Consider the following 24302-nt stretch of genomic DNA (forward strand, 5'->3'; position numbering starts at 1 on the left):
GTGTTTTCGTCACTTACAGTACATTTGTCAATCACTTTTATTTATCCTTTTAAGAAACAAGAGTATTTGATCTTATTTCCTTGAAAGTCATAATATTGACTCCATGAGCTCCCAAGGTACCTTGCTGAGAAAAAAATCACCAATTTGATTGCAGGCGTAGTTTACCGCCGTAGGCATCGCCTCTAAAAATTGGGTAATTGGCTGATTAATAACGAATATCGATCGGTTGTCGTTAGGTGAAACAGCCACAAAATTTCCTTAACTGCTTCTCATTGGCAGAAGCGGAGAAGGACTAAGACAAACAGCATTGAATTACTGTGAGTAAGAATCTATGAGTTGGCTAATTAGTACGTTAATTATTGGGATCTCCGTAGCTTTTGCAACCACCTTTGACGATAACTTATATTTGACGGCTTTCTTCGGAAAAGTCAATCGCAGCTTTCGGCCTAAGCATATAATTATCGGTGAATTTCTGGGATTTACAGCCTTAGTGTTTGCTAGTCTGCCTGGTTTCTTCGGTGGTCTGATTATTCCAACTACCTGGATTGGTTTGCTGGGTTTGCTTCCCGTCGCCATTGGTATCAGTAATCTCATCAGTCGAGAAGAAGAGGGAGAGACAGTACAAGCTGTATCAGTTGACTTAACCTCTCCTGCAAAATCTGTACGCCAGAAGAAATCACTATTAGCAACCATCCGCGATCCGCAAACCTACCGCGTTTCCAGTGTCACCATTGCCAATGGAGGAAACAATATTGGAATTTATGTACCGTTGTTTGCCAGTAGCAATCTTCCAAGTTTGGGCGTAATTCTCTGTGTTTGCTATTTCACTGTTGGGGTGTGGTGTTTCCTCTCTTACAACCTGACTCGTAATCCTCTCATGGCTCCCGTTTTAACTCGCTACGGTCGAAAAATCTTCCCCTTTATCTTAATTTACTTGGGACTCTCCATCTTGATTAAAAGTGAAACATATCGACTTTTACCTAGTCTGGCAATGCTTGGGAACTAAGTATGAGGCGATGTATGAGGCGATCGCCCTCTCCAGTGGACGCTCCACGCGATCGCAATTCCTGATGTCAGCAAAAAATCAGCGATCGTTTGCCATCCAAAAAGATTTCTTAATCACTTAAATTTATCAATATGAATAACAATAATATTTGCTCTTATCAATCAAGTTATCTAAAGTGAGAATAAAGCACATTATCGATGGCTCTTATAAAAGCAAGCCCACCAATAGGAATCAGATTATGAACGAACTAATGAATCAATCAAACTCTAAAAAATTAACTCAGTGGCTCGTAAAAGCAGTGTTTCTGGTAGTTATAGCGGGATTTACTCTGCTTATCCAGCCCAGCGCTAAAGCACAAACACTAGCTCCATCCATAGCTACGGAATCTGAACTAGCTCCACTTGAATCACCAATGGAGCCTCTAACCGCACCAGCAATATCTCCGGTTGTATCACCAATGGAGCCTGTGACAGCACCAGTCATATCACCGATTGTATCGCCAATAGTGTCTGTAGCAGACAACGTTAGACATTTATTACAAACCAATGAATGTGTCGGCTGTAACCTTGCTGGAGCAATGTTAAAGGATGCAAACCTGCAAGCAGCAAACTTGGAAGGTGCTAACTTACAAAATGCAGACTTAGAAAGGGCTAACTTGCAGCAAACAAACTTACAAGGGGCTAACTTTCAAGGAGCAGATTTAGGCAAGGTAAACCTTTGGGGAGCAAACCTAGTAGGAGCAAACCTTTTTGATGCAGACTTAGAGAAAGCCAACCTCTTGGGAGCAAATCTGCAAACTGCTAACCTACAAAACGCAGACTTGGAAAATACAAATCTGACAAATGCAAACATCCAGGGAGCGAACCTAATGGGCGTTGATTTGGACGATGCAATCAGACCAGAAGGATTTGCTATTCAGTAACATCTTTTGTAAGGGCGCAAGGACTTGCGTCCCTAAGTGGAATGCCCCAGATTCTGAGTCTGTGACTTAACAGAAAGATGATTTTAACAGCGTAAGCCGTCGCATCAATCAAAAATTAAGAAACGCTTGTGATCTCAAAACTGTAGATAGCTGACCACAAGCGTTTTTGCTAGGTAATGCTGTGCAACACTTTTGCGCTGTCGGGGCTATTACTTTTGGTATTAACCACTCTCTACGCGCTTATAAGCGTATTATTAAGTGTATATAAACATTGGCAAATAATCCTGGTCGAAACGGATGATTGCAGACTGGTTGATTATAGCCAAAAAGTACACAACTAAATTTGAGTTTGGCAATACTATGATAGATACGCAAGAACAGAAATATCTCTACCGTTTCAGCAAAGCACAGTTATTCTTTGAAAGCGTTGGTAGTCAAGAGAAACTAGAAATGCTTGCAATTCCCAGCGGCATTTTTCAAATGGGATCTCCAGAAACAGAAATGGGGAGGGATGAGCATGAAAGTCCAAGGCACTTAGTAAAGGTAGCGCCTTTCTTCATGAGTAAGTATCCAATCACCCAGTTACAGTGGCGGCTCGTAGCAGCCCTACCCCAAATTAACCGCCCACTTGACCCTGAACCATCCGATTTTTTAGGAGACAACAGACCAGTCGAACGGGTCTGTTGGAATGATGCGGTAGAATTTTGTGCTCGGTTAGCCAAACAAACCGGACGAAATTACCGACTACCCAGCGAAGCTGAGTGGGAATATGCTTGTCGTGCCGGAACCACGACCCCTTTTCATTTTGGTGAGACTATAGTCACTGAATTAGCGAACTATAATGGACGCTTCACCTATGGTTCTGCCCCTAAAATTATATTGGCTCCTGAAACAGCAAGTTTTGAGACTTTTGCAAATGGCAATGGCACTGGACGTGGGGACGATGGCTCTGGAAGTGGGGATAACGATCGCTCTGGAAGTGGTGACAATCCCAGTTCAAAAAATCACTGTGGGGAAAATATATCTTCCTTTCTGCGGAAACACCAAGACGAATATCGTAAACAGACTACTCCAGTAGGAATTTTTCAGGTTACTAATGCCTTTGGCTTATGTGACTTACATGGTAATGTCAGGGAATGGTGCGCTGACCACTGGCATGATAACTACGAGCAAGCGCCGTCAGACGGAAGTGTATGGCTGTCTAATGATGAGAATCCATTCCGAGTGACGCGTGGGGGTTCGTGGAGTGATTACTCAGAGCTATGTAGGGCAGCAAGCCGCGCCAAGAGTGGATTGTACGACATAAGCTACTACATTGGCTTCCGAGTTGTGTTTACCTAAGCGGAAGTCTGTCAAGCTAGAGCCACTAGATAGAAATATATTGGCGTTGCTGAATAATAGGATCATTGAGGCAGACGCACAGACACAAAGACGCGGTGATTATTTATTGATGTAAATTCTCAAATCATCCCGCAATTATGCAACGCCAAATTATTAACAGACTTAGAAAGTCAGTGTGAAAAATGAAAGGTTTGCAGGGGAGCATCCCAATTTTGCACAAATAAATGCCGAACGACTATAAGTCGTGCCCCACATGATTGACTGCACCAAGCCACAGGGTGAGGCGCTCCCGCAGGGTACGGCAGTTCGCCCCCATCCGTGTACTTCATTTGCCAGAGAAATGCTATAAGTGCTTCATAACTATGCATAATATATTAAATAACTGATTAGTGATGGATAGACAGCTAAACCCGTCTTATGAGTATCAAGTTGGTGGTACTTTACCAAGCGATGCACCAACATATGTGCAACGGCAAGCTGACCAAGACCTGTATGAAAGCCTAAAAGCAGGACACTTCTGCTATGTCCTCAACAGTCGGCAGATGGGGAAATCAAGTTTGCGGGTGCAGACTATGCAACGTTTACAGAAAGAAGGAATTGCTTGTGCTGCTATTGATATCAGTGTTATTGATGCAACACAAGAGCAATGGTATGCTGGCATAATAGACAGTATTACTAATAGCTTGGAATTATATAGTTTTGATATAAACACTTGGTGGCAAAGCAATAGATTTTTACCATATGTTCAAATATTCAAAAAATTTATCCAAGAAGTATTACTAAAACTAGTTGAGACAAAAATTGTTATTTTTATTGATGAAATTGACAGTATTTTAAGCATAAAATTTAATACTGATGATTTCTTTGCAGTCATCCGAGAATGTTATAACAGCCGTGCAGACAAACCAGCATATCAACGCCTTACTTTTGCACTTTTGGGTGTGTCTACTCCTTCAGACTTAATTGAAGATAAGCAACGGACACCGTTTAATATTGGTCGAGCCATTGATATAACAGGATTTCGGCTGGAAGAAGCACAGTTACTAGCAAAAGGGCTAGCTGCAATAGGTAATTTACAAGACTTGATGCAAGCAATACTAGATTGGACTGGAGGACAGCCGTTTCTAACTCAGAAAGTTTGTAAACTGGTGGCACAATCTGCAAAGGAAATCAAAGCGAAAAATCGGAATATAGCAGAAGACACAGAAGCACTAAATCCTGATTTTCAATCTACAACATATAAACCGCAAGATTTTGTTGCTCATGTTGTACAAACTCATATTATTAAGAATTGGGAAATGCAAGATGAGCCAGAGCATTTGAGAACAGTACAACAAAGACTGTTGCAAAGTAGCGAGCAACGTACTGGAAGATTGCTAGCTTTGTGCCAACAGATTTTACAACAGGGAGAAATAGAAGCTGATGATAGCCCTGAACAAACTGAACTGCGGCTGACAGGAGTAGCAGTTAAACGCGATGGTAAGCTGCGAATTTACAACCGTATCTATGAGCAAGTATTTTCCCTAAATTGGTGCGAACGGGAATTAGTGAAACTACGCCCTTATGCTAATGCATTGAGTCAATGGCTCACTTCTGGATGTCAAGATGAGTCGCGTCTGTTACGAGGACAAGCCTTGCAAGATGCACAAGCTTGGGCAGCGGGAAAAAGCTTGAGTGATTTAGATCATCAGTTTTTAGCCGCCAGCCAAGAGCTAGACAAGCAAGAAGTCAAGAAACGTCTAGATGTAGAAGAAAAAGCAAGGCTTTTATTGGAGCGAGCCAACAATGTTTTGATAGAAGCAAATCAAAAAGCTAATCGGCTGATACGTATAGGTACTGTAATCTTTGGGCTAACTCTTGCAGGTTCTGTAGTACTGGGAATAGTTGTTCTACGGGGTATAGCAATACGTGATATTAATTCCCTTGTTAATGCTTCAGATGCTGCATTGTTGAACTCCTCTCCAGAGGAAGCTTTGAAAATAAGTTTAAAAGCTGTTGTGCAAATGCAACGTACACTGTGGGTAGATGCCGATACCCGCAGAGAAGTAGAACTAACATTACTGCACACAATTTACAACTTTGCGGTGCCAAATACTTTAGGAGGACATGCCAAGGGAGTTAGTAGCGTCAGTTTCAGCCCAAACGGTAAGATCCTGGCATCTGCAAGTAGTGACAACACTGTGAGACTGTGGGACATTGCCACTGGCAAAGAAATTAAAACTCTCACTGGACATACAAAGGGAGTTAATAGCGTCAGCTTCAGCCCAAACGGTAAGATCCTGGCATCTGCAAGTAGTGACAACACTGTGAGACTGTGGGACATTGCCACTGGCAAAGAAATTAAAACTTTCACTGGACATACAAAGGGAGTTAATAGCGTCAGCTTCAGCCCAAACGGTAAGATCCTGGCATTTGCAAGTAGTGACAACACTGTGAAACTGTGGGACACTACCACTGGCAAAGAAATCAAAACTCTTACTGGGCAGACAAATCCAGTTATTGGTATTAGTTTTAGCCCGAATGGTAAGATACTAGCAACTACAAGTTCTGATAGAACTGTGAAACTATGGGATATTACTACTGATAAATTACTCAAAACTTTTGAAGGACATAAAGACGGGGTTAATAACGTCAGTTTCAGCCCAAATGGTAAGATACTGGCATCTGCAAGTTCTGATAGAACTGTGAAACTATGGGATATTACTACTGGTAAGTTACTCAAAACTTTTGAAGGACATACAAACAGGGTTAATGACATCAGTTTCAGCCCAAATGGTAAGATACTGGCATCTGCAAGTTCTGATAGAACTGTGAAACTATGGGATATTACTACTGGTAAAGAAATCAAAACTTTTCAAGGGCATACAAGTAGGGTTAATGAAATCAGTTTCAGCCCAAATGGTAAGATACTGGCATCTGCAAGTTCTGACAGAACTGTGAAACTGTGGGACACTGCCACTGGTAAAGAAATTAAAACCCTCAGTGGACATACAGACGTAGTTCAAGACGTTAGCTTCAGCTTAGATGGCAAGATGCTGGCATCTGCAAGTCGTGACAGAACTGTGAAATTGTGGGATACCACTAATGGTAAGTTACTCAAAACTTTTATAGGACATAAAGAATGGGTTTTAGGTGTCAGTTTCAGTCCGAACGGCAAAATACTAGCATCTGCAAGTCTTGACACCACGCTGAAACTATGGGATATCACTACTGGCAAGTTACTTAAAACTCTTAAAGGACATATAAAGCCTGTTAATAAAGTTAGCTTTAGTCCAAATGGCAAGATATTGGCATCTGCCAGTGCTGACACAACGATAAAATTGTGGGACAGTGCCACTGGCAAACTACTCAATACTCTTAAAGGGCATAAACTTGAAGTCTGGGGAGTTGCCTTTAGCCCGGATGGTAAGGTATTGGCATCTGCCAGTGCTGACAGAACAGTGAAAATGTGGAATATTACCACTGGCAAAGAAATCAAAACTTTTAGTGGACATAGAGACGAGGTTAATAATGTCAGTTTCAGCCCGAATGGTAAGGTACTAGCATCTGCAAGTTCTGACAATACAGTGAAACTATGGGATACTACCACTGGCAAAGAAATCAAAACTCTTAAAGGACATACAGAATGGGTTAGTCGTGTTAGTTTCAGACCAGATGGTAAGGTACTGGCATCTGCAAGTGCTGACAATACGGTAAAACTGTGGGATGTTACCACTGGTAAGTTACTCAAAACTCTCACTGGACACACAAACTGGGTTCATAGCATCAGCTTTAGCCCAGATGGTAAGGTATTGGCATCTGCAAGTGCTGACAATACCGTGAGACTGTGGAGATGGGATTTTAATTATTTACTGAACGAAGGGTGCAATTTTATTGGCAAGTATTTTCAAACTAATCCTCCTGACGATCAAAGTGACATGCATATATGTGACGGTTTAAAGAGAAACTCTGACTAAGTGTTACTTACCTTAAAATACATATTCTTATGCCCTAAACAGTACTAACATAATTTTATAACTAACGAGATTTAAACATCTGAAATTTTATTATTTTCAAATACTTTTAGGAATATTTTGGAGTAGAAATTTTATAGTCATACTAGATAGTGAACATACTACGAATCAGTACATTCGTTGATTGAATTTTTAAATGTCAAAAAATAAACATAATAAAATTTAAAATTAATCTATTAGCGTATCCTAAATTAATCCATGATTTCTAGTGAGAGTAATGTGAAGGGCGTGATGTACAAAGTCGAATATTAGAAGTATAATCCCTCTTTTGTCACTTTCGGCAGAGAATAATCTGTAACTCTTGCCCAGACAAGATTTTGCCTATAGAGCTTTGTTTGGAGGTTTCTATTAGTTTGCGATCGCTAATCTTCTCACTAAATCTAGGTTTCATCATTTAGGCTCAATTTTTATTTCCCCAGAGTGACAAAAGAGGGATTAGGCTTGCTTTTAGGGAAAACAAAGCATCGCTTTAGTTATTTGGGGTTGAATTAGCAAAATATTTTCAGTCATTTAATTCCATCAATTCTTTTGTTTTCAAATCATCTGCTATGGGTTGAGAACACGCAATCTGAGGAGAGATAGAGCAAATCGCCTCTGTGGTTGTTTCAAAACAATTTGATAACCCAATTGTATTTAACAATCCTGTACGTTCTAGTAGTTGTTGGACTTCGGGTTGTAAACCTGTGAGAATTAAGCGGCAATTGTGCCGTTCTAAGTCGTGATAAATATCTTCTAAAGCTACTAACCCAGTTGTGTCCATATTTGGTACAAATCGCAACCGCAGAATTAAATACTTTACTTCCGGTTCATCGCGGAGGAAGGTAGCAAACCGTTCAGCAGCACCAAAAAATACCGGGCCATCTACCCGATAAACGGCAATTTCCTTACCTAATTCCAGAGGAGTACCAGGGGGAAATACTTCGGTTTCAGGTATTTTAACTAAACTTAAATCGCTCATCCGTTTGATGAACAAGGCTCCGGCTGCAATTAATCCCACTTCGACAGCGAGAACTAAGTCAAACAAGATTGTCACTAGCCAGGTGAGAATCATCACCGCAAAGTCTGAGTAGGTAGCACGCATTAATAAACCAATGGCTTCCCACTCAATCATCCGCAGGCTAACCACCATGAGAATGCCAGCAAGTGCTGCTAAAGGAATCTGTGCTGCTAGGGGTGCTAAAGTTAAAACAATTATGGCTAAAGCAAGTCCGTGAATTACCCCAGATAGTCGGGTTTTGCCGCCAGAACGGACATTCACAGCAGTCCGAGCGATCGCACCTGTGGCGGGAATGCCACCAAAAAATGGCACAATCATATTAGCCAAACCTTGACCAATTAATTCGCGATCGCTATTATGTTTCTCGCTGACAGTCATCCCATCAGCCACCACTGCCGATAGCAACGATTCAATACTTCCCAGCGCCGCTAAAGCCAAAGCCGGGTTAATTAGTTCTCGAATCACACTAAAATCATTCCAGTGGGGAATACCTTGAGGCATCGGTAAAGATTGAGGAATCGTGCCAATTGTTGGTACATTTAGATGAAAAGCAGAAGCGATCGCAGTTGCTAACACTAGTCCCACTAAAGAACCTGGTATTGTCGTATTGATTCTGGGCCATAAAACATTAGTTGCAATCACCACAACTGCTAAGGCAACTGCTGCCCAATTTAGAGCTTCTACATGAGTTAGACTTTGCCAAAGTCCGGGTAAAAAATGTTCGCTACGTGGTAATTTTAAACCAAAGAAATTATTTAACTGACCACAAAAAATAATGACGGCAATACCATTAGTAAAACCCGCCGTCACCGGATAGGGAATAAACTTCACTAACTGTCCCAGTTTGGCAACCCCCAAGGCAATCTGGATAATCCCAGCCATTACCCCAGCAATCCAAACTTTCTCAAGGCCGTACTTGGCGACAATTCCCACCAAAACTACAGCCATTGCGCCTGTTGGCCCTGTAATCTGTACTGACGAACCACCAAAAATTGCGGCGACAATTCCCGCCACAATCGCGGTGTAAAGTCCGGCCTTTGGTTCCACGCCACTGGCCACCGCAAAGGCTAAAGCCAAAGGCAATGCTACCACTGCTGCTGTTAGTCCTCCCGTCAAATCGCCACGCAGTCCACCAAACAAGCGACTCAAGCGCAAAAGCAATGGTTCTTTGAGGATATTAGATGTTGCCATATCGTCATTTTCAACTCTTGTATACAATTTGTTGAAGCACACACAAATGTTATTCCATCTTTTCGGTAGATTTCATCAGGGTTGTTGATAATTTCCCGATTGCGTATGGGTTTTGGTTCAAGTTTGCCTATTTGCTGATTAATAAAAGTGCAGGTTTGCTTGACATGGTGTATATAGTGTGTATTGTATGGTGTGCGATCGCTACAGAGTTACTTAGCAGAGCTACTGCTGGTTGGTTTGATAGCTTTGCGTGTTTTGGCAGATAAGCTCGAACATGGGGAAGTAAGGCACGGTAGCAGCTAGCGTCAGTGCAGCCTAACTAAAAATTTGATGTTTTTAAGCAAATTGGTATATTTTTAGTATTAACTTTATAATTTATATGAGTAGAAATTTGGTAAATACTAATGTTGCAATCGATTGAAGGAGTGTACAAGAACGGTAATATACAACTTTCAGAATTACCATCTGATGTATCAGAAAGCCGTGTTATTGTAACTTTTTTAGAACCCGACAAATCTCAAATCAAAAAGCAGATAATGCGGTTTGGTATGTTTTTTGGACATCAACAATCAACAGAAAAAGATTTTCAAATTACTGAATTTCATGGAGATACTGAAGACGGCTTAAACTGGTCATAGGTAATTATGAAGTATGTGATTGATACTCATGCTCTCATTTGGTTTCTCGAAGGAAATTCGCGGTTGGGTGCGAATGCCAATGCTATTCTTTCTAACCCTGATTCCCAGTTAGTTATACCAGCTACAACATTAGCCGAAGCTGTGTGGATTGTTGAGAGAGGAAGAACATCTATTTCTTCTGCTAAGAATTTACTTTCAGTAGTTGAATCTGATCCTCGTGTCGTAATTTATCCACTTGACAAAGATGTAATTGAAAAAACCATATAGCGTTTCCTAATCACATGAGGTACATCTTAGCCCCCTCCTCGCTTGCGGGGAGGGGGTTGGGGGTGGGGTTCTTGTACCTAACTCAACCGAGAACTGCTATAAGCTTATCTGCTATTAATGAAATGCACGATAGGCAAATTGCTGCAACTGCGCTAGTTTTAGCAAGTAAAGGTGATGAAGTGCAACTATAGGAATCCGGTTTGATTTCTGAAAAAAATTAAGTATTTGTAGGGTGCGTTATGACTTTAGTCTAACGCACCAAACCCTTGAAAATCGTGCGTTACGCTTCGCGATAACACACCTTACGTGTTGTTCAAAAATCAAATAGTAATCCTATATTAACCTGTGATTCAAATATAATCGCATCAGGATTAGTTTCGATTATTTGGTAATGAATGCGTAAAATCGTAATGAACAACGAACATTGCGGTAAAGCTTTAAGTCTTTTCTCAAAATGAATTCATACACTGAAACAGAATTCTTTGTTGGTGCTATTCCGTACCAAATGTACGTTCGATATTACCGGCCAAGTCAAGACCAAAGTTTAGTTCCGATTGTGCTTTTACATGGTGCTTTTCATACAGGTATTTGCTTTGTCAAAACACCCGATAATCGTCAAGGTTGGGCAGCATACCTGGCAGAACTTGGCTACCCAACCTATATTGTTGACTGGCCAGGGCATGGTCGCTCGGGCTTTGTGCCAAACTTCCCTATGATGTCATATCAACGGGTAATCAATGCTACAGTCGCCCTACTCCAACAGATTGGCCCGGCTGTGATTCTTACCCACAGTATGTCTGGTATCGTTGGTTGGCAGACGGCACAAACTCATCCCAAACTTGTTAAAGCTATTATAGGCATTGCACCAAGTCCACCAGCCAATCTATTACCAGTTATCACAAAAAACTCTTCTTTGGCTTTTCCCGAAGACCGTCCACGTATCCAGTCGCGTGAAGATGCTAAAAAGTACTTCACCAACTCAGATAGTTTTCCGCAAGAGGTATTTGAGAATTACTTTTGTAGTTTGATTGCTGAGAGTGCGCGGATGAGCAATGAACTCAGAAATGTTGAAGGACAAGGGCTTTATATTGGCGACCCTCAGATACTATATGGTATTCCCATTTGTGTGATTACGGGCGACCAAGACCCGCGCCATCCTCGTGAGATAGATGCAGAAACTGCAAAATACTTGCGGGGTGATTTTATTTGGCTTCCTGAAGTTGGACTCCCTGGCCACGGTCATTTGCAAATGCTTGAACATGGTAACTTAGCGATCGCTGACCTGTTTATCAATTGGCTGCATAGCAAAGGGTTATAGTTAAAAGCAAAAGTCAAGGCTTAAGTAATTTTTACGAGGACGCAACAGTATTAATTAGTCTAGGCTCTGGGTAATAAGCCTACTCAGATAAATTCATGGGACTTTACGACCAAAATCAATTATCACAGGATGCGTTACGAAAGTTACGCGAAGGAGCAAGCCACTCCAGAGTAGCCCAAGAAATTGCTCAACGAGACTATGCAAAAGCTCAAGCCGAAGCTGATAAATGGGAACAAGAATATCAGCTTGCTTTGCAAGGAAGTAATCAGGATTTAATTAGTAAAGCAAAATTCCAAAAGGAACGATACCAAGCAATTACTAGTAGACTAAAAAAACTTGTAGGGGAGCAACAACCACAAGTAGACGCAATTAAAAGTAGTTTGAAATCTTGGGAGCAAAAGGTTTCAGAAGCAGAGAATGAAGTATTAAGTAGCAAGCCTAGTAACAGTGAGTTTTCACCGACATTCATTAAGTTTGAACATGAAGATATTAATGTATGGGTTGATGATGAATTACAGCAGATGAAAGAAGCATTATTGCTACCATCTAAACCTCAAGAGCAAACTAAAGCTAAAAACGACAGCAAAGTGCTTTTAGCAGAGGCTATTCATGAGACACAAGAAGCTGTGAACAGTGCTGTTACTAATCAAGAAAGTATTGAAAAAGATTTTGAAAACGCCCAGAAAGAAGCTAAATACTGGAACGAAACATCTCAGACAGCTTTGAGAAACAATGATGATGATTTAGCCCTTTAAGCTGTAGTGAATAAAAAAATACAAAATAAAATTGTGCTTATTCTTCTAACTCAGCTTCAACAACAGCAAGCAACAGTAGCTTTGCTCAGACAAAATCTGATGACTCTAGAAAATTTCAAGAAAACATTAGGCAATGACACAGAATTATAAAACAGGCGCAGCATTTATTGCAGGCGGAACCATAACAGGTGTTGGTGTTTCCGCAACGGTAGGCGGGATGGGGCTAGCAGGCGGATTTGGTGCAGTCGGCATTGGTGCGACTCCTGTAGTCGGTGCTGGGGCAGTGGCTGGTGCAGCTGCTTATGGCGCTTTTAAAGCCGTAGCAGAGGGAGATGCAGCTGCGATCGCTACAATGGGAATTGGTGCAGTCGGTGGTGCTGGTGTTTATAGCATCGTCGGTGGTATGGGTTTAGTCGCACCGAAAGTAGGGCTAGCATTTGGCATTGGTGCAGTACCGATGGCAGGAATTGGTGCAGTAGTGGGACTCGCCGCCTATGGTATTGCCAAACTGTTAAACGAATCGGGAATTAGCGAAACTCCAGCACAGCTTTTTGAGCGGATGGAAGAGAAAGTTTTACAGATGGGCTACTATTCCGAAGCAGTGATGGAATTAGATGCATTTTTATCTGGTGACGATCTCAACCAAAAATTTGCTGTTTTGGAAATCGAGGATGAGTTACAAGCGCTTAAAGCTAAATTCAAGAAAAAATCAGAATTTGCTACGCCTAAACCTTCTACTCCCAATATTGAAGCAGAAAAAATATCTCTGACAACCCAGCTACCTGAAACTTGGAAATGTGTACGCACACTCAAGAGTCACCTAGCGGCAGTTAATGCGATCGCAATCAGTCCTGATGGTACTACCTTAATCAGTGGCAGTAATGACAGACAAGTTAATTTGTGGAATTTGAAAACCGGAAAATGGCTTTACACATTCTCTGGACAAGCAGAGGCAGTTTTATCTGTTGCTATCAGCCCTGATGGACAGCAGATTGCAAGTGGTAGTGTCGATCGCAAAATCAGCAGTTGGCAGATAGACACAAAAAAATTTCTCCGCACATTCTTTTATTTAAACTCTGCTTATAGTCATAATGGTTTTGTTAACTCAGTAGTCTACAGTCCTGATGGAACAATTCTTGCTAGTGGTGCTGCCGATAAGACGATTAGAATTTGGGGACGCTCCACGGGAACTTTAAAACGCACCTTGAATGGACACTCAGAGGCAATTTTGTCTGTCACCATCAGTCCCGATGGTAAAATTCTTGCAAGTGGTAGTGCCGATAAAACTATTAGGCTTTGGGATGTCAAAACTTGGGAACAACGCTATATTCTCAGTGAACATTTGGCAGCAGTGAATACAGTTGCTATCAGTTTTAACAATCAAACTCTTATTAGTGGTAGCACAGACGCCACAATTAAACTGTGGAATCTCCCAACTGGAGAATTACTTTCCACTTTGACTGGACACTCAACGGCGGTTTTGTCTGTTGCCATTAGCCCTGATGGAAAAACCCTTGCCAGTGCCAGCCGAGACGGTACAATCAAACTTTGGAACCTCCAAACTGGGGAAATACTACAAAATCTTTCTGGGTGTAATCCTGTTGTTTTCAGCCCTGATGGTAAAACGCTGGTAAGTGGCGGTAATGGCGGAAGCATCAAGATTTGGAATGAATTTACTCTCGATTCTGGATTATCTGGGGAATGGTGGGAAGTCTTGGGCGTAAATCAGAGCGATCGCCCCAATGTTGTTAAAATTGCATACCGCCGATTAGCAAGATTGTATCATCCTGATGTTAATAGTTCTGCGATCGCAAAAGCTTCAATGCAAGCAATTAATCAAGCTTATAAAGAATTCCAGCAGCAGGTAATATAAAGTTAGCAGTTTATCGATGCCAGTCAAAATATGAATAATATTTGAGGAAATAGTGTTATGTTTCAACATTTAGTAGAAGCGATAAATTTTGAAGAATTTGTCGAATGGAAACCGGAGAATGGCAGATATGAATTGCATAAAGGAGTAATAGTTGAAATGCAGCCGACTGGGGAACATGAGTTAGTCAGAGCATTTCTAATTAGAGAACTCAATTTTGAGATTCGCAGGTTTAACCTAGCTTATTCGATTCCTGCTCAAGCATTAATCAAATCTGTTGATAAAAAATCTGGTTATATTCCAGATGTGCTGGTATTGAATCTCCCTAACTTAATTAATGAACCACTTTGGAAAAAATCATCAACAGTTACTCAAGCCGCATCAATTCCATTGGTAATAGAAGTTGTGAGTACAAATTGGCGAGATGATTACTTTCTAAAATTCGCGGAATATGTTCGCGTAGCGTCTCGAAGAGAGGAAATTGGTATTTTAGAATATTGGATTGTTGACTATGCTGCTCTTGGTGGAAAACGGTTTATTGGCAATCTGAAACAACCGACAATATCTGTTTACAGATTAGTGGAAGGTGAGTACCAAGTAACTCAGTTTTGTGGTAATGACCAAATTCAATCACCAACTTTAACAGAGCTAAATCTAACTGCTGAACAAGTGTTTAAGGCTGCTTCGGGAGAACAGTAATGAACATCACTTTGCTAATCTCAGTACCTATATACTTTGTATATTCTCTGTACCTTATGGGCGGTATTTCGACTCAGTACTCTTTATTATTTTTGGCTTTACTCCCATAAATGTCCCGTTTCATCTATCAGTAGGGTAAGATATTTAACCCTTGAGAAGTATTGACATATTAAAATTTATAGCTTTCATCTTGCATATTCAGAAAAAACGTTATAAATTATTAGATAATAGGGGAATAATCTGACTTCTTAGTGTCAAAAACTAATCCTGTTCAAGTAAATATACTGCAACCAGTTTTAACTTCACACAAACCCTAAACAGCACTGAAGATATGTTTTTGTTTGGTAAAGCAAAGATTCTGGACAGACAAGGGAACAATAAATAATCTAAAAGTATATCTTAGGTGACTGTTTTTAGGGATCATGTTACTACTTGCGGTGGAGAACAACAATTATAATTCACCAAAATAGTAATAGATTACAAGCAATTAACTAACAATAAAGTTGCATAAATGTCAGCAAATTTATTTCTTGTTAGTTGATTATTTTTTTGCACAATTATCTTTGCTATTCAAAGAATCGTTTTTGTTATGCTGAGAATAGCAAAAATAATAAATGAAGACACATCTACCACAAATTCACAATCCTTATGGAGTTATTCTGTCAATGCACCTAAACGAATTGGAAACTACTGAAAATCTAAAAGAAGTGGAAGAAGCATGGCTAGCACTAGAAAAATCAATTCTCTATTATCAAGGTCGCCCTGTTGGGACAGTAGCGGCTTATGATGCCTCTGTAGAAGCGCTCAATTACGATCAGTGCTTTGTCCGGGATTTTGTTTCTTCTGCTCTAATTTTTCTGATTAAAGGTAGAACCGATATTGTTCGTAATTTCTTAGAAGAAACCTTAAAGTTACAGCCAAAAGAAAAGGCATTAGATGCCTATAAGCCAGGAAGAGGATTAATCCCAGCTAGCTTTAAAGTAGTATCAGAAAATGGACAAGAATATTTAGAAGCAGACTTTGGTGAACATGCGATCGCTAGAGTTACACCTGTAGATTCTTGCCTATGGTGGATTATTTTATTGCGTGCTTATGTAGTTGCCACAGAAGATTTTTCTCTCGCCTATCAACCTGAATTCCAAAATGGGATCAGGTTAATCATGGAAATCTGCTTGGCGAATCGTTTTGATATGTACCCAACGCTATTGGTTCCAGATGGCGCTTGTATGATTGACCGTCGTATGGGCATTTATGGGCATCCTTTAGAATTACAAGTCCTCTTTTACACGGCATTGCGTGCATCTCGTGAACTGCTAATTTGTAAAGGTAATTCTGATATTGTTGAAGCCATTGATAACCGATTGCCTCTTTTATGCGCTCATATTCGCCAACATTATTGGATAGATATTAATCGTCTGAATGCAATTTATCGCTTCAAAAGTGAAGAATATGGCAAAGCTGCTGTTAATCTGTTCAACATATATGTAGATTCTGTCCCCTATTATGAATTAGATAAGTGGCTGCCAAAAAAAGGTGGTTATCTAGCAGGAAATGTTGGCCCCTCGCAGCTAGATACTCGCTTCTTTTCACTCGGAAACTTAATGGCAATAATTTCAGACTTAGCCACCGAAGAACAGTCACAAGCGATTATGACTCTCATTGAGGAACGATGGGATGATTTGGTGGGAGATATGCCAATGAAAATTTGTTTCCCAGCTTTGGAACATGAAGAATACAGAATTGTAACTGGATGTGACCCCAAAAATATACCTTGGTCGTATCATAATGCTGGTAGTTGGCCAGTTTTAATGTGGATGTTGGCGGCGGCGGCTGTGAAAACTAATAGAACAAGTCTTGCACAAAAGGCGATTGAAACTGCCCAAGGACGCCTCAGTACAGATGAATGGCCAGAGTATTACGACGGTAAGAAAGGGCGACTGATTGGGAAACAAGCTAGGAAATATCAAACTTGGACAATTACTGGGTTCTTATTAGCAAAAGAACTGATGGCAAACCCCACTTATTTACCATTAATCAGCTTTGGAAAATTACCAGCAGAACAGGTTTCTAGAGCGTGTGAGTTTGAAATTGCCAGTGTAGACCCATATATGTCTTGATAGAAAAGTTAGGAGTTAGGAGTTAGGAGTTAGGAGTTAGGAGTTAGGAGTTGGGAGTTAGAATACAAAAGCCTCTTGACTACTGAATCGTGTTTTCATGACAAACCCCCGTCAACTAGCTTTTATCGCCCTGCGAGATGTTCATAAGGGGGCTTATGCTGATGTTGCCCTAGATAGAGTACTGCAAAAATTTAATTTGCCTGATTGCGATCGCCGCTTAGTGACAGAATTGGTTTATGGGAGTGTCAGAAGGCAGCGCACTCTTGATACTCTCATCGATCAACTCGCTAAAAAGAAATCTCATCAACAACCGCAAGACCTCCGCACCATCTTACATCTGGGCTTTTACCAACTGCGTTATCAAGAGCGTATTCCCGCCTCAGCTGCTGTTAATACCACAGTCCAACTCGCTAAAGAAAACGGTTTTTCTGGACTCACGGGTTTTGTTAACGGTCTATTACGCCAGTATTTAAGACAAGCAGGGGGGCAGAGGGGCAGGGGGGCAGAGGGGCAGGGGGGCAGAGGGGCAGAGGAGAAAGATTCTTTGTTACTTCCCCAGTCCTCAATTCCCAGTTCCCAATCCCTTGTTCCCGATTTTGATCCGTTAGAACTTCCAGAAAACCCTGTGGAACGCTTGGGGATTTTACACAGTTTTCCTGACTGGATTATTCAAGTTTGGTTAGAACAACTGGGTTTGGCCGACACAGAACAACTGTGTAAATGGATGAACCAATCACCAACAATTGACTTACGCATCAACCCACTTCGCACTTCAATTGAGGAAGTTGAGGCGGCTTTGCAATCTGCTGGTGTTTTGGTGAGACGGATTCCTCATTTACCCCAAGCTTTACGATTTATTGGTAATACTGGATCAATTCAAAAACTACCGGGTTTTAAAGAAGGTTGGTGGACTGTACAAGATGCTAGCGCTCAATTGGTAGGTCATTTGCTCGACCCCCAACCAGGTGAGGTGATAATTGATGCCTGTGCAGCACCAGGGGGGAAAACAACCCACATTGCTGAATTAATGGCAGATGAGGGTAAAATTTGGGCTTGCGATCGCACTCCTTCTCGTCTTCGCAAACTCCAAGAAAATTCTCAACGGCTAAATTTACAATCTATTCAAATTTACACTGGCGACAGTCGCCACTTCAAGCAATTTCAAAACACCGCAGACCGCGTATTACTCGATGCTCCATGTTCTGGTTTGGGAACCATGCACCGTCATGCTGATGCGCGTTGGCGACAGACACCAGAATCCGTCCGAGAACTTTCGGTACTGCAACGAGAATTGTTGACACATACATCAACTTTTGTCAAACCGGGTGGTGTATTAGTTTATGCCACCTGTACATTGCATCCAGCGGAAAACGAACAAGTAATTTCGGCGTTTTTAGCGGAGTCACCTCAGTGGCAAATTGAGTTTCCCAGTGGCGTGGAGTTACCTGATTCTACTGAGAGGACACCTCAAGGTTGGTTTAAACTTTGGCCCCATCGACAGGACATGGATGGTTTTTTTATGGTGCGCTTAAGAAAAACCAATAATTCCGAGTGAATACTGTTTAGGATTGTACGATTTGGTGGAGGCCTGAATCTACCAGAGGAGGCAGCAATGGTTTCCCCTTCCAATGTAAAAAATTTAGTTAAAATCCTGATTGGAGCCGCCTGGATCGATGGCAGAATCCAGCCAGAAGAACGGCAATATCTCCGCGAAATAGCTCAAGCAAAAGGTTTGGCTAACGACCCAGAAATTAAGCCTTGGCTGTACGAATTAGTTCCTGTGCAGCCAAAAGAGTGCTACGACTGGGTGCGGGAGTATCTAGGCGATCGCCCCAGTCTTGAAGATTGCGAAAATCTGATTGAAGCCATCAGTGGCTTAATTTATAGCGATGGTGAAGTTGCCGTTGAAGAAGCCAGACTCCTGACAGAATTGCAGGATATAGTGAAGCCGAATGAGTCAACTCAACCAGCTCACACTACGCTTCTCAAACAAATTCAAAAGCTTTACCGCCGTTGGGTTGAAGTCCAAAACTAACATGGAGTTATAAGTTGATCCAAGAGGAGGCGGTGAATTATCTCACTGCCTTTTTATGTCTCTTCGTCCCTACTGGAGTTTAGACTAAAAGCGATATGAGAGAACGCAAATCAAATGGAATTAGAGATTAAAAATATTATCTTGTCAGCCTCAAAGCGTGCGCGGTCTTTGACAATTCTGTAGTATATTTGCTCCAAATAATAATACAAAAATCTTATAATCTGCTGTTCGAGTAATTCTGTTGTCAATTAACTCTGCTGCGATGGCGTACCCGCCCGCCGTAGGCGATCGCAAATTAACGCTTGTGTTAGTCCCAAACCATCGGCTAAAATCCTTATTCTTCCGTTAACTTACCAAAGTTTTCGATCTACTGAAATATGCCGCACCAGTATAATAAATAGTTCCTTATTGTCTAGTGCTTGAAATAACTGTACCGGTTGGAATCCGGCTTTTTTCCATGCTTTGAGCGCACGTTCATTAAATGCTGCCACTGTAATGCGAAAGAGGATGGGATTAAACTTTGAACGTGCAAAATTGAGGACATCTGCAATATACATCTGTCCCCTTCCCTGACTCGTGAGGTCGGGGCGCACTCCCAAACCAATGTCGAGTGAGTCCTTTCCATAATTACCTCCTGGGACTTGAGCCTCCTTACCAAAGCAGCAAAAACCAACCAGTTCCCCATTGTCGAGAATGCTATAGTAAGCGTTTTCAGGGTCTACAAACGACCTAATTAGTGTTTCATTAGATGTAATGTTATACATTTGGTAAGGTGGCTGATAATGCCAGCGAGTAAGTTTTTCTGCCTCAGCCGCATTCATCGGTTCAAAGCAAAAGTGCATTGACATACTCCCAACCGCTCACCCTGTAACTTCTGCTAAAAGTATACTTCTTCTCGTTATTGACCAATAACCTCTCGCCATCAGGAAAAGTTACAATCTGCTGTCAAACGTCGTTGAATTGCCCAAGTGCAATCGCTCTCCTCTAACAATGACAGCAGGCGCATCGCCTGTATGTGAGTCTTGCGTATAAAGTTATGTTAAAGTGTGTGCGAGTCTGAAGTGCGTTTTCCTAAATGCGAATGCTATTAATAGCCAATACTGTTTTTGAAATAGGAATTGGTTGCGTATTTCTCTTGTTTCCAACTTTGCTTACCCTGGATAGCCAACTGTCTATTTCTTTACTGCGGGTAATTGGATGCGGTGCTTTATCTTTGGGGACTTTGAGTTTTTTAATGCTGGATTTGACTGATAAAAAAGAACTAAAACCGGGATTAATCACTTTGTCTATTTTTCATAGTCTGGTAGCGATCGCCCAAATTTACAGTTTTGTTGACAGCATGATTAATACACTTGTAATCATTGTACATTCAGTGTTTGCAGTGTTATTTATCAGTGTTTTCTGGCAGCGAATTAAATAATTAAAAGCGCTTCAGTTCATAGCACATCCGTGTAGAAGCGATCGCTATGTGATACTGAAGACTTGCCGCCCTGGGCTAAACTTCAAGCAAAGTTCCCTGAGATGTATAGCAAGTAAAGGGATTTACAACATTCGACTTTTAACATCTCCTCAATCCAGTGAAAGATTAGCCTATCCTGTAAGACGCTCGTCCATGCTTCTCCAGATATTGCTGATGATACTCTTCTGCTCTGTAGAATTGCGATGCAGGTACAATCTCCGTCACAATTGGATTTTTGTGATCACGAGAACTATTTTCAAGCTGCTCCTTGGAGGCTCTTGCTAATAATTCCTGCTCTGGAGTGTGGAAAAATATTACTGACCGATATTGATAACCAACATCTGGCCTCTGGTGGTTTGATTCTGTGGGATTGTGCTTATTCCAAAACACATTTAGCAGTTCATCATAAGATACTATTGCTGGATCGTATTCCACTTCCACTGCCTCAGCATGTCCAGTTTTGCCTCTACAGACATCTTCATAGGTTGGATTCCCAAAGTGCCCGCCACTGTAACCAACTGCTGTAGAATTTACTCCCTTTACTTGACGAAATGCTGCTTCAACTCCCCAGAAACAGCCTGCTCCAAATGTCGCTTTTTCTAGATTAGCGTTTTGCATATTTTTGACAACTCTTTTGCGATTATTTTAAATGAAACTCATCAAATCAGACAGGTAATTGAAAATAAAATATTTTCTAAATCTGAATCTTCGTTTTTTGCTACTTAGTCTAAACTCCAGTCCCTATGCTCCGCGATAAATCAAGATACGTTGAAGAAGAATTCAGGAGTCAGAATCAAGATGTAACACCAAGCTAAAACACATCTAATTTGCAGATGAAAATTTTCTCAATATCTTGTGGGGTGCGCATCTTGCCCGCCTTGATTATGCAACTGAATACTGATTAGCTTATCCGCTTTTTCGGTCAAAATTCATTCTGACTCCTGACTCCTGACTCCTGAATTCTGTTCGAGAAATCGCGTCTCTACATGAGGGTTTTGGGGTTATCTCAACTGTATTGGCTTAAATCCACGTTGCTGAAGATGCTACTTTTAGACATTGTTTAAGAAACTGCTGGGGAATTTCTCTACTTTCTCCCCAATGCAGATGAACATAAGAAGCATGAATATTTGCAGGTAAACCCCATCCTTCGCGTCCCATATTTTCTTCGCAATCGTAGCGAGAGGTTTCAAATAGGGGCTGAGTGGGAGTTAAGGTTAAATGGGAACGATGAAACTCATGTCCGTAAACAGTTGTATTTGCCTTAACTAACAAATTATCTTGCAAAGCGACTGCACGACGATAGCCCAAAGTTAAACGTCCACCCATCACAGCAGATGTTGGTAGCACTCCCGCCATCGACCAAGATTTACCTTCAAAATCGATAATTTGCTCACACAAATACATCAATCCTCCGCATTCGGCAACCGTAGGCATTCCTTTAAGTATTGCCGTTTTCACTGCATCACGAACGTTAGAATTTTCTGCGAGTTGCTGGGCAAAAACTTCCGGGAAACCACCGCCAAAATACATTCCCTGGATATCTTTTGGTATGTCAGCATCTTCTAAAGGACTCCAGAAAACCAATTCTGCACCAAGCTGTTGCAGCAAATCGAGATTGTCTTGGTAGTAAAAATTAAAAGCGCGATCGCGGGCTACTGCAATCCTAACTGGGAATGAGGGAGATAAGGAGGGTGAAGCAGAGGGAGAAAGGCTTTCTGATTTTAACAGAGGTAATAAGCGTTGCCAATCGAAGCAAGTATCTCCTAAATCCGCGAGGCGATCGATTAAAGCATTGAGTTCGGGAAGTTCGGCTGTGGGTACTAAACCCAAGTGGCGATCGGGAATTGTGATATTATCTTGACGGCGCAGTACGCCAAGAATAGGTAATTGTAAGGGTTCTAGAGAATCTTTGAGAAGAGAGAGATGGCGATCGCTGCCGACGCGATTTAATATTACCCCAGCTATTTTAATCCGGGGATCAAAAGATCGATAGCCGTGAGCGATCGCAGCTACAGAACCAGATAAACGACTGCAATCAATCACCAACACCACAGGCAAATCTAACAGCCGCGCAATGTGTGCCGTACTTGCAAAATCAGTAATTTGTCCTTTGTCATTAGTCATTAGTCCTTTGTCATTAGTCCTTTGTCCTTTGTCCTTTGCAAATGACGAATGACTAATGACCAATGACGAAACACCATCAAACAACCCCATCACCCCTTCTACTAGGGCATATTCACTCAGTTGACTATGACGGGCAAAACATTGCTGAACGTAGGCTTCAGAAGTCAATACGGGGTCTAAATTGCGACAAGCGCGACCAGTTACGTGTCGATGAAACATCGGATCGATGTAATCTGGCCCCACCTTAAAAGATTGCACCAAGCGATCGCGACGGCGTAAAGATGCTAAAAGGGTGAGCGTGACTGTTGTCTTACCCACCCCACTACGTTCCCCGGCAATGACTAAAGCCATAAATGAAACAAATTAGGTTTTTATGCAGCAACTATTTCGATTCTTGTCTGTGTGTCTATCGTTACTTTTTGCAAAAGCAGATGCACCAGTTTCTCAAACCGACTAACTCAAACTTATACCAATTAGAAACAAGAAAACCACCCAATTAGGGGAGTTAGGCTGGAAACATCTGTTTAATAATACAGTTGGAGATTAGGTGAGATCGGATAATAATCAGCTACCACAAGAGGAACGTTTTATGATAGTAGTGCATCATCTTAACAACTCGCGATCGCAGCGTGTGCTGTGGCTGCTTGAAGAATTAGGTATCGAATACGAGATCAAATTCTATGAACGCGATGCCAAGACGATGATGGCACCGGAGTCGCTGCGACAAGTTCATCCCCTCGGCAAGTCACCAGTAATCACAGATGCAGACTTGGCGATCGCTGAGTCGGGTGCAATTATCGAATACCTAATCGAGCGCTATGGTAATGGTCGGTTAGTCCCAGCATCCGGTACGCCAGAGTATCTGCGCTACAAGTATTGGCTGCATTACGCCGAAGGCTCTGCAATGCTACCACTGGTAATGCGGGTGATATTGAACAATTTCGGAGCAGGCGACGGCAGCGTGGTTAGCGGATTCGTTGCGCCCCAAATTAAACTTCACTTTGACTACATAGAAAGCGAACTCCGTAAAAATACGTGGTTTGCGGGCAATGAATTTACCGCTGCCGATATCCAAATGAGCTTTCCTCTAGAAGTGGTGGCTGCGCTTCCCGAAGAGATCAACAACCGACCAAAACTGAAAGAATTTGTCGAGCGCATTCATGGACGACCTGCTTATAAACGCGCCCTGGAGCGTGGAGGTAAATACGAGGTATCCTTTCAATAGATTTCTTGCATGAATCGAAACCCTCACCCTAAATCCCTCTCTCAAGCAAGGCTACGGTGTACACAAAAGTCTTCTATAGCTGTCCCACATCTTGACCTGTAATGCCAATGCATCGACCTGCTATGCCAATGCATCGACTTGCTATGTTAATACATCGACCTGTTATGCCAATACATCGACTTGCTATGTTAATACATCGACCTGTTATGCCAATGCATCGACTTGCTATGCCAATGCAATACGGTTCGGTTAAGATTTTTTGATGAAAATTATTGATCGCCAAAGACGTGATAAATCGCCGTATATAGCGTTTCCTAATCATACA

General features: G+C 41.6%; 21 protein-coding genes. 16 read left to right on the top strand and 5 right to left on the bottom strand.

Features of this window, described 5'->3' with window-relative positions:
- Positions 1 to 331: 331 nt before the first annotated feature.
- The 5 genes from V7K61_RS19375 (at position 332) to V7K61_RS19395 (ending at position 7225) form a co-directional block, all read left to right on the top strand.
- The gene (locus tag V7K61_RS19375) at positions 332 to 1006 is read left to right on the top strand and encodes a cadmium resistance transporter (RefSeq protein WP_335055681.1); all 675 of its coding nucleotides are present in this window, start codon (positions 332 to 334) and stop codon (positions 1004 to 1006) included.
- On the top strand, positions 996 to 1127 hold the full coding sequence (locus V7K61_RS19380) for a hypothetical protein (RefSeq protein ID WP_335055683.1): 132 nt from the start codon (positions 996 to 998) through the stop codon (positions 1125 to 1127). Before V7K61_RS19375 ends, V7K61_RS19380 begins: the two co-directional genes overlap by 11 nt.
- A gap of 129 nt (positions 1128 to 1256) precedes the next feature.
- Complete coding sequence (locus V7K61_RS19385) at positions 1257 to 1928, top strand: pentapeptide repeat-containing protein (RefSeq protein ID WP_335055925.1); 672 nt, start codon at positions 1257 to 1259, stop codon at positions 1926 to 1928.
- Between the two features lie 360 nt (positions 1929 to 2288).
- Complete coding sequence (locus V7K61_RS19390) at positions 2289 to 3269, top strand: formylglycine-generating enzyme family protein (RefSeq protein ID WP_335055685.1); 981 nt, start codon at positions 2289 to 2291, stop codon at positions 3267 to 3269.
- Between the two features lie 392 nt (positions 3270 to 3661).
- Positions 3662 to 7225 (top strand): AAA-like domain-containing protein, encoded by a 3564-nt coding sequence (locus V7K61_RS19395; RefSeq protein WP_335055687.1) that lies wholly within the window; start codon positions 3662 to 3664, stop codon positions 7223 to 7225.
- 559 nt (positions 7226 to 7784) lie between these two features.
- Here V7K61_RS19395 and V7K61_RS19400 read toward each other — a convergent pair.
- Positions 7785 to 9470 (bottom strand): SulP family inorganic anion transporter, encoded by a 1686-nt coding sequence (locus V7K61_RS19400; RefSeq protein ID WP_335055690.1) that lies wholly within the window; start codon positions 9468 to 9470, stop codon positions 7785 to 7787.
- Positions 9471 to 9874: 404 nt separating this feature from the next.
- Between V7K61_RS19400 and V7K61_RS19405 the strand changes: the two genes are divergently transcribed.
- The 9 genes from V7K61_RS19405 to V7K61_RS19445 all read left to right on the top strand — a co-directional run bounded on the left by V7K61_RS19405 (position 9875) and on the right by V7K61_RS19445 (position 19169).
- Positions 9875 to 10108: a hypothetical protein gene (locus tag V7K61_RS19405; protein WP_335055692.1), complete on the top strand. Its 234-nt coding sequence runs from the start codon at positions 9875 to 9877 to the stop codon at positions 10106 to 10108.
- Between the two features lie 6 nt (positions 10109 to 10114).
- Entirely contained in the window at positions 10115 to 10375 is a 261-nt protein-coding gene (locus tag V7K61_RS19410) for a type II toxin-antitoxin system VapC family toxin (protein WP_335055694.1), read from the top strand.
- A gap of 454 nt (positions 10376 to 10829) precedes the next feature.
- A complete protein-coding gene (locus V7K61_RS19415; protein WP_335055696.1) occupies positions 10830 to 11693 on the top strand; it encodes an alpha/beta fold hydrolase in 864 nt (287 codons plus the stop codon).
- A 95-nt stretch (positions 11694 to 11788) separates the two neighbouring features.
- Positions 11789 to 12448: a PspA/IM30 family protein gene (locus tag V7K61_RS19420; protein WP_335055698.1), complete on the top strand. Its 660-nt coding sequence runs from the start codon at positions 11789 to 11791 to the stop codon at positions 12446 to 12448.
- Between the two features lie 133 nt (positions 12449 to 12581).
- Positions 12582 to 14321 (top strand): DnaJ domain-containing protein, encoded by a 1740-nt coding sequence (locus tag V7K61_RS19425; protein WP_335055700.1) that lies wholly within the window; start codon positions 12582 to 12584, stop codon positions 14319 to 14321.
- A gap of 57 nt (positions 14322 to 14378) precedes the next feature.
- Entirely contained in the window at positions 14379 to 15017 is a 639-nt protein-coding gene (locus V7K61_RS19430; protein WP_335055702.1) for a Uma2 family endonuclease, read from the top strand.
- A 665-nt stretch (positions 15018 to 15682) separates the two neighbouring features.
- A complete protein-coding gene (locus V7K61_RS19435) occupies positions 15683 to 17134 on the top strand; it encodes a glycoside hydrolase 100 family protein (protein WP_335055927.1) in 1452 nt (483 codons plus the stop codon).
- 97 nt (positions 17135 to 17231) lie between these two features.
- Positions 17232 to 18689, top strand: a complete 1458-nt coding sequence (locus V7K61_RS19440; protein WP_335055703.1) for a 16S rRNA (cytosine(967)-C(5))-methyltransferase — start codon at positions 17232 to 17234, stop codon at positions 18687 to 18689.
- 57 nt (positions 18690 to 18746) lie between these two features.
- A complete protein-coding gene (locus V7K61_RS19445; RefSeq protein WP_334841380.1) occupies positions 18747 to 19169 on the top strand; it encodes a tellurite resistance TerB family protein in 423 nt (140 codons plus the stop codon).
- Positions 19170 to 19519: 350 nt separating this feature from the next.
- Here the strand turns inward: V7K61_RS19445 and V7K61_RS19450 are convergent, their stop codons facing one another.
- Positions 19520 to 20011 carry a GNAT family N-acetyltransferase gene (locus tag V7K61_RS19450; protein WP_335055704.1) on the bottom strand — a complete coding sequence of 164 codons (492 nt, stop codon included), beginning with the start codon at positions 20009 to 20011 and terminating at the stop codon, positions 19520 to 19522.
- A gap of 233 nt (positions 20012 to 20244) precedes the next feature.
- Between V7K61_RS19450 and V7K61_RS19455 the strand changes: the two genes are divergently transcribed.
- Entirely contained in the window at positions 20245 to 20589 is a 345-nt protein-coding gene (locus V7K61_RS19455; protein ID WP_335055706.1) for a hypothetical protein, read from the top strand.
- A gap of 165 nt (positions 20590 to 20754) precedes the next feature.
- On the opposite strand, the gene msrA is transcribed toward V7K61_RS19455, so the two are convergent.
- A complete protein-coding gene (gene msrA, locus V7K61_RS19460; protein WP_335055708.1) occupies positions 20755 to 21246 on the bottom strand; it encodes a peptide-methionine (S)-S-oxide reductase MsrA in 492 nt (163 codons plus the stop codon).
- Positions 21247 to 21648: 402 nt separating this feature from the next.
- Positions 21649 to 23103 carry a cobyrinate a,c-diamide synthase gene (locus V7K61_RS19465; RefSeq protein WP_335055710.1) on the bottom strand — a complete coding sequence of 485 codons (1455 nt, stop codon included), beginning with the start codon at positions 23101 to 23103 and terminating at the stop codon, positions 21649 to 21651.
- Between the two features lie 238 nt (positions 23104 to 23341).
- On the opposite strand from V7K61_RS19465, the gene V7K61_RS19470 reads away from it, so the two are divergent.
- Complete coding sequence (locus tag V7K61_RS19470) at positions 23342 to 23977, top strand: glutathione S-transferase family protein (RefSeq protein ID WP_442936339.1); 636 nt, start codon at positions 23342 to 23344, stop codon at positions 23975 to 23977.
- Between the two features lie 73 nt (positions 23978 to 24050).
- On the opposite strand, the gene V7K61_RS19475 is transcribed toward V7K61_RS19470, so the two are convergent.
- Positions 24051 to 24299 carry a hypothetical protein gene (locus V7K61_RS19475; RefSeq protein ID WP_335055714.1) on the bottom strand — a complete coding sequence of 83 codons (249 nt, stop codon included), beginning with the start codon at positions 24297 to 24299 and terminating at the stop codon, positions 24051 to 24053.
- Between the last annotated feature and the right edge of the window lie 3 nt (positions 24300 to 24302).

This window comes from Nostoc sp., assembly GCF_036918015.1.
GTDB lineage: Bacteria > Cyanobacteriota > Cyanobacteriia > Cyanobacteriales > Nostocaceae > Nostoc.

Bases quoted from the DNA above. Each gene is read 5' to 3' on its own strand.
- V7K61_RS19375 (WP_335055681.1), top strand. From the start codon at position 332: ATGAGTTGGCTAATTAGTACGTTAATTATTGGGATCTCCGTAGCTTTT.
- V7K61_RS19385 (WP_335055925.1), top strand. From the start codon at position 1,257: ATGAATCAATCAAACTCTAAAAAATTAACTCAGTGGCTCGTAAAAGCA.
- V7K61_RS19390 (WP_335055685.1), top strand. From the start codon at position 2,289: ATGATAGATACGCAAGAACAGAAATATCTCTACCGTTTCAGCAAAGCA.
- V7K61_RS19395 (WP_335055687.1), top strand. From the start codon at position 3,662: ATGGATAGACAGCTAAACCCGTCTTATGAGTATCAAGTTGGTGGTACT.
- V7K61_RS19400 (WP_335055690.1), bottom strand. From the start codon at position 9,470: ATGGCAACATCTAATATCCTCAAAGAACCATTGCTTTTGCGCTTGAGT.
- V7K61_RS19405 (WP_335055692.1), top strand. From the start codon at position 9,875: ATGTTGCAATCGATTGAAGGAGTGTACAAGAACGGTAATATACAACTT.
- V7K61_RS19410 (WP_335055694.1), top strand. From the start codon at position 10,115: ATGAAGTATGTGATTGATACTCATGCTCTCATTTGGTTTCTCGAAGGA.
- V7K61_RS19415 (WP_335055696.1), top strand. From the start codon at position 10,830: ATGAATTCATACACTGAAACAGAATTCTTTGTTGGTGCTATTCCGTAC.
- V7K61_RS19420 (WP_335055698.1), top strand. From the start codon at position 11,789: ATGGGACTTTACGACCAAAATCAATTATCACAGGATGCGTTACGAAAG.
- V7K61_RS19425 (WP_335055700.1), top strand. From the start codon at position 12,582: ATGACACAGAATTATAAAACAGGCGCAGCATTTATTGCAGGCGGAACC.
- V7K61_RS19430 (WP_335055702.1), top strand. From the start codon at position 14,379: ATGTTTCAACATTTAGTAGAAGCGATAAATTTTGAAGAATTTGTCGAA.
- V7K61_RS19435 (WP_335055927.1), top strand. From the start codon at position 15,683: ATGCACCTAAACGAATTGGAAACTACTGAAAATCTAAAAGAAGTGGAA.
- V7K61_RS19440 (WP_335055703.1), top strand. From the start codon at position 17,232: ATGACAAACCCCCGTCAACTAGCTTTTATCGCCCTGCGAGATGTTCAT.
- V7K61_RS19445 (WP_334841380.1), top strand. From the start codon at position 18,747: ATGGTTTCCCCTTCCAATGTAAAAAATTTAGTTAAAATCCTGATTGGA.
- V7K61_RS19450 (WP_335055704.1), bottom strand. From the start codon at position 20,011: ATGCACTTTTGCTTTGAACCGATGAATGCGGCTGAGGCAGAAAAACTT.
- V7K61_RS19455 (WP_335055706.1), top strand. From the start codon at position 20,245: ATGCGAATGCTATTAATAGCCAATACTGTTTTTGAAATAGGAATTGGT.
- msrA (WP_335055708.1), bottom strand. From the start codon at position 21,246: ATGCAAAACGCTAATCTAGAAAAAGCGACATTTGGAGCAGGCTGTTTC.
- V7K61_RS19465 (WP_335055710.1), bottom strand. From the start codon at position 23,103: ATGGCTTTAGTCATTGCCGGGGAACGTAGTGGGGTGGGTAAGACAACA.
- V7K61_RS19470 (WP_442936339.1), top strand. From the start codon at position 23,342: ATGATAGTAGTGCATCATCTTAACAACTCGCGATCGCAGCGTGTGCTG.
- V7K61_RS19475 (WP_335055714.1), bottom strand. From the start codon at position 24,299: ATGATTAGGAAACGCTATATACGGCGATTTATCACGTCTTTGGCGATC.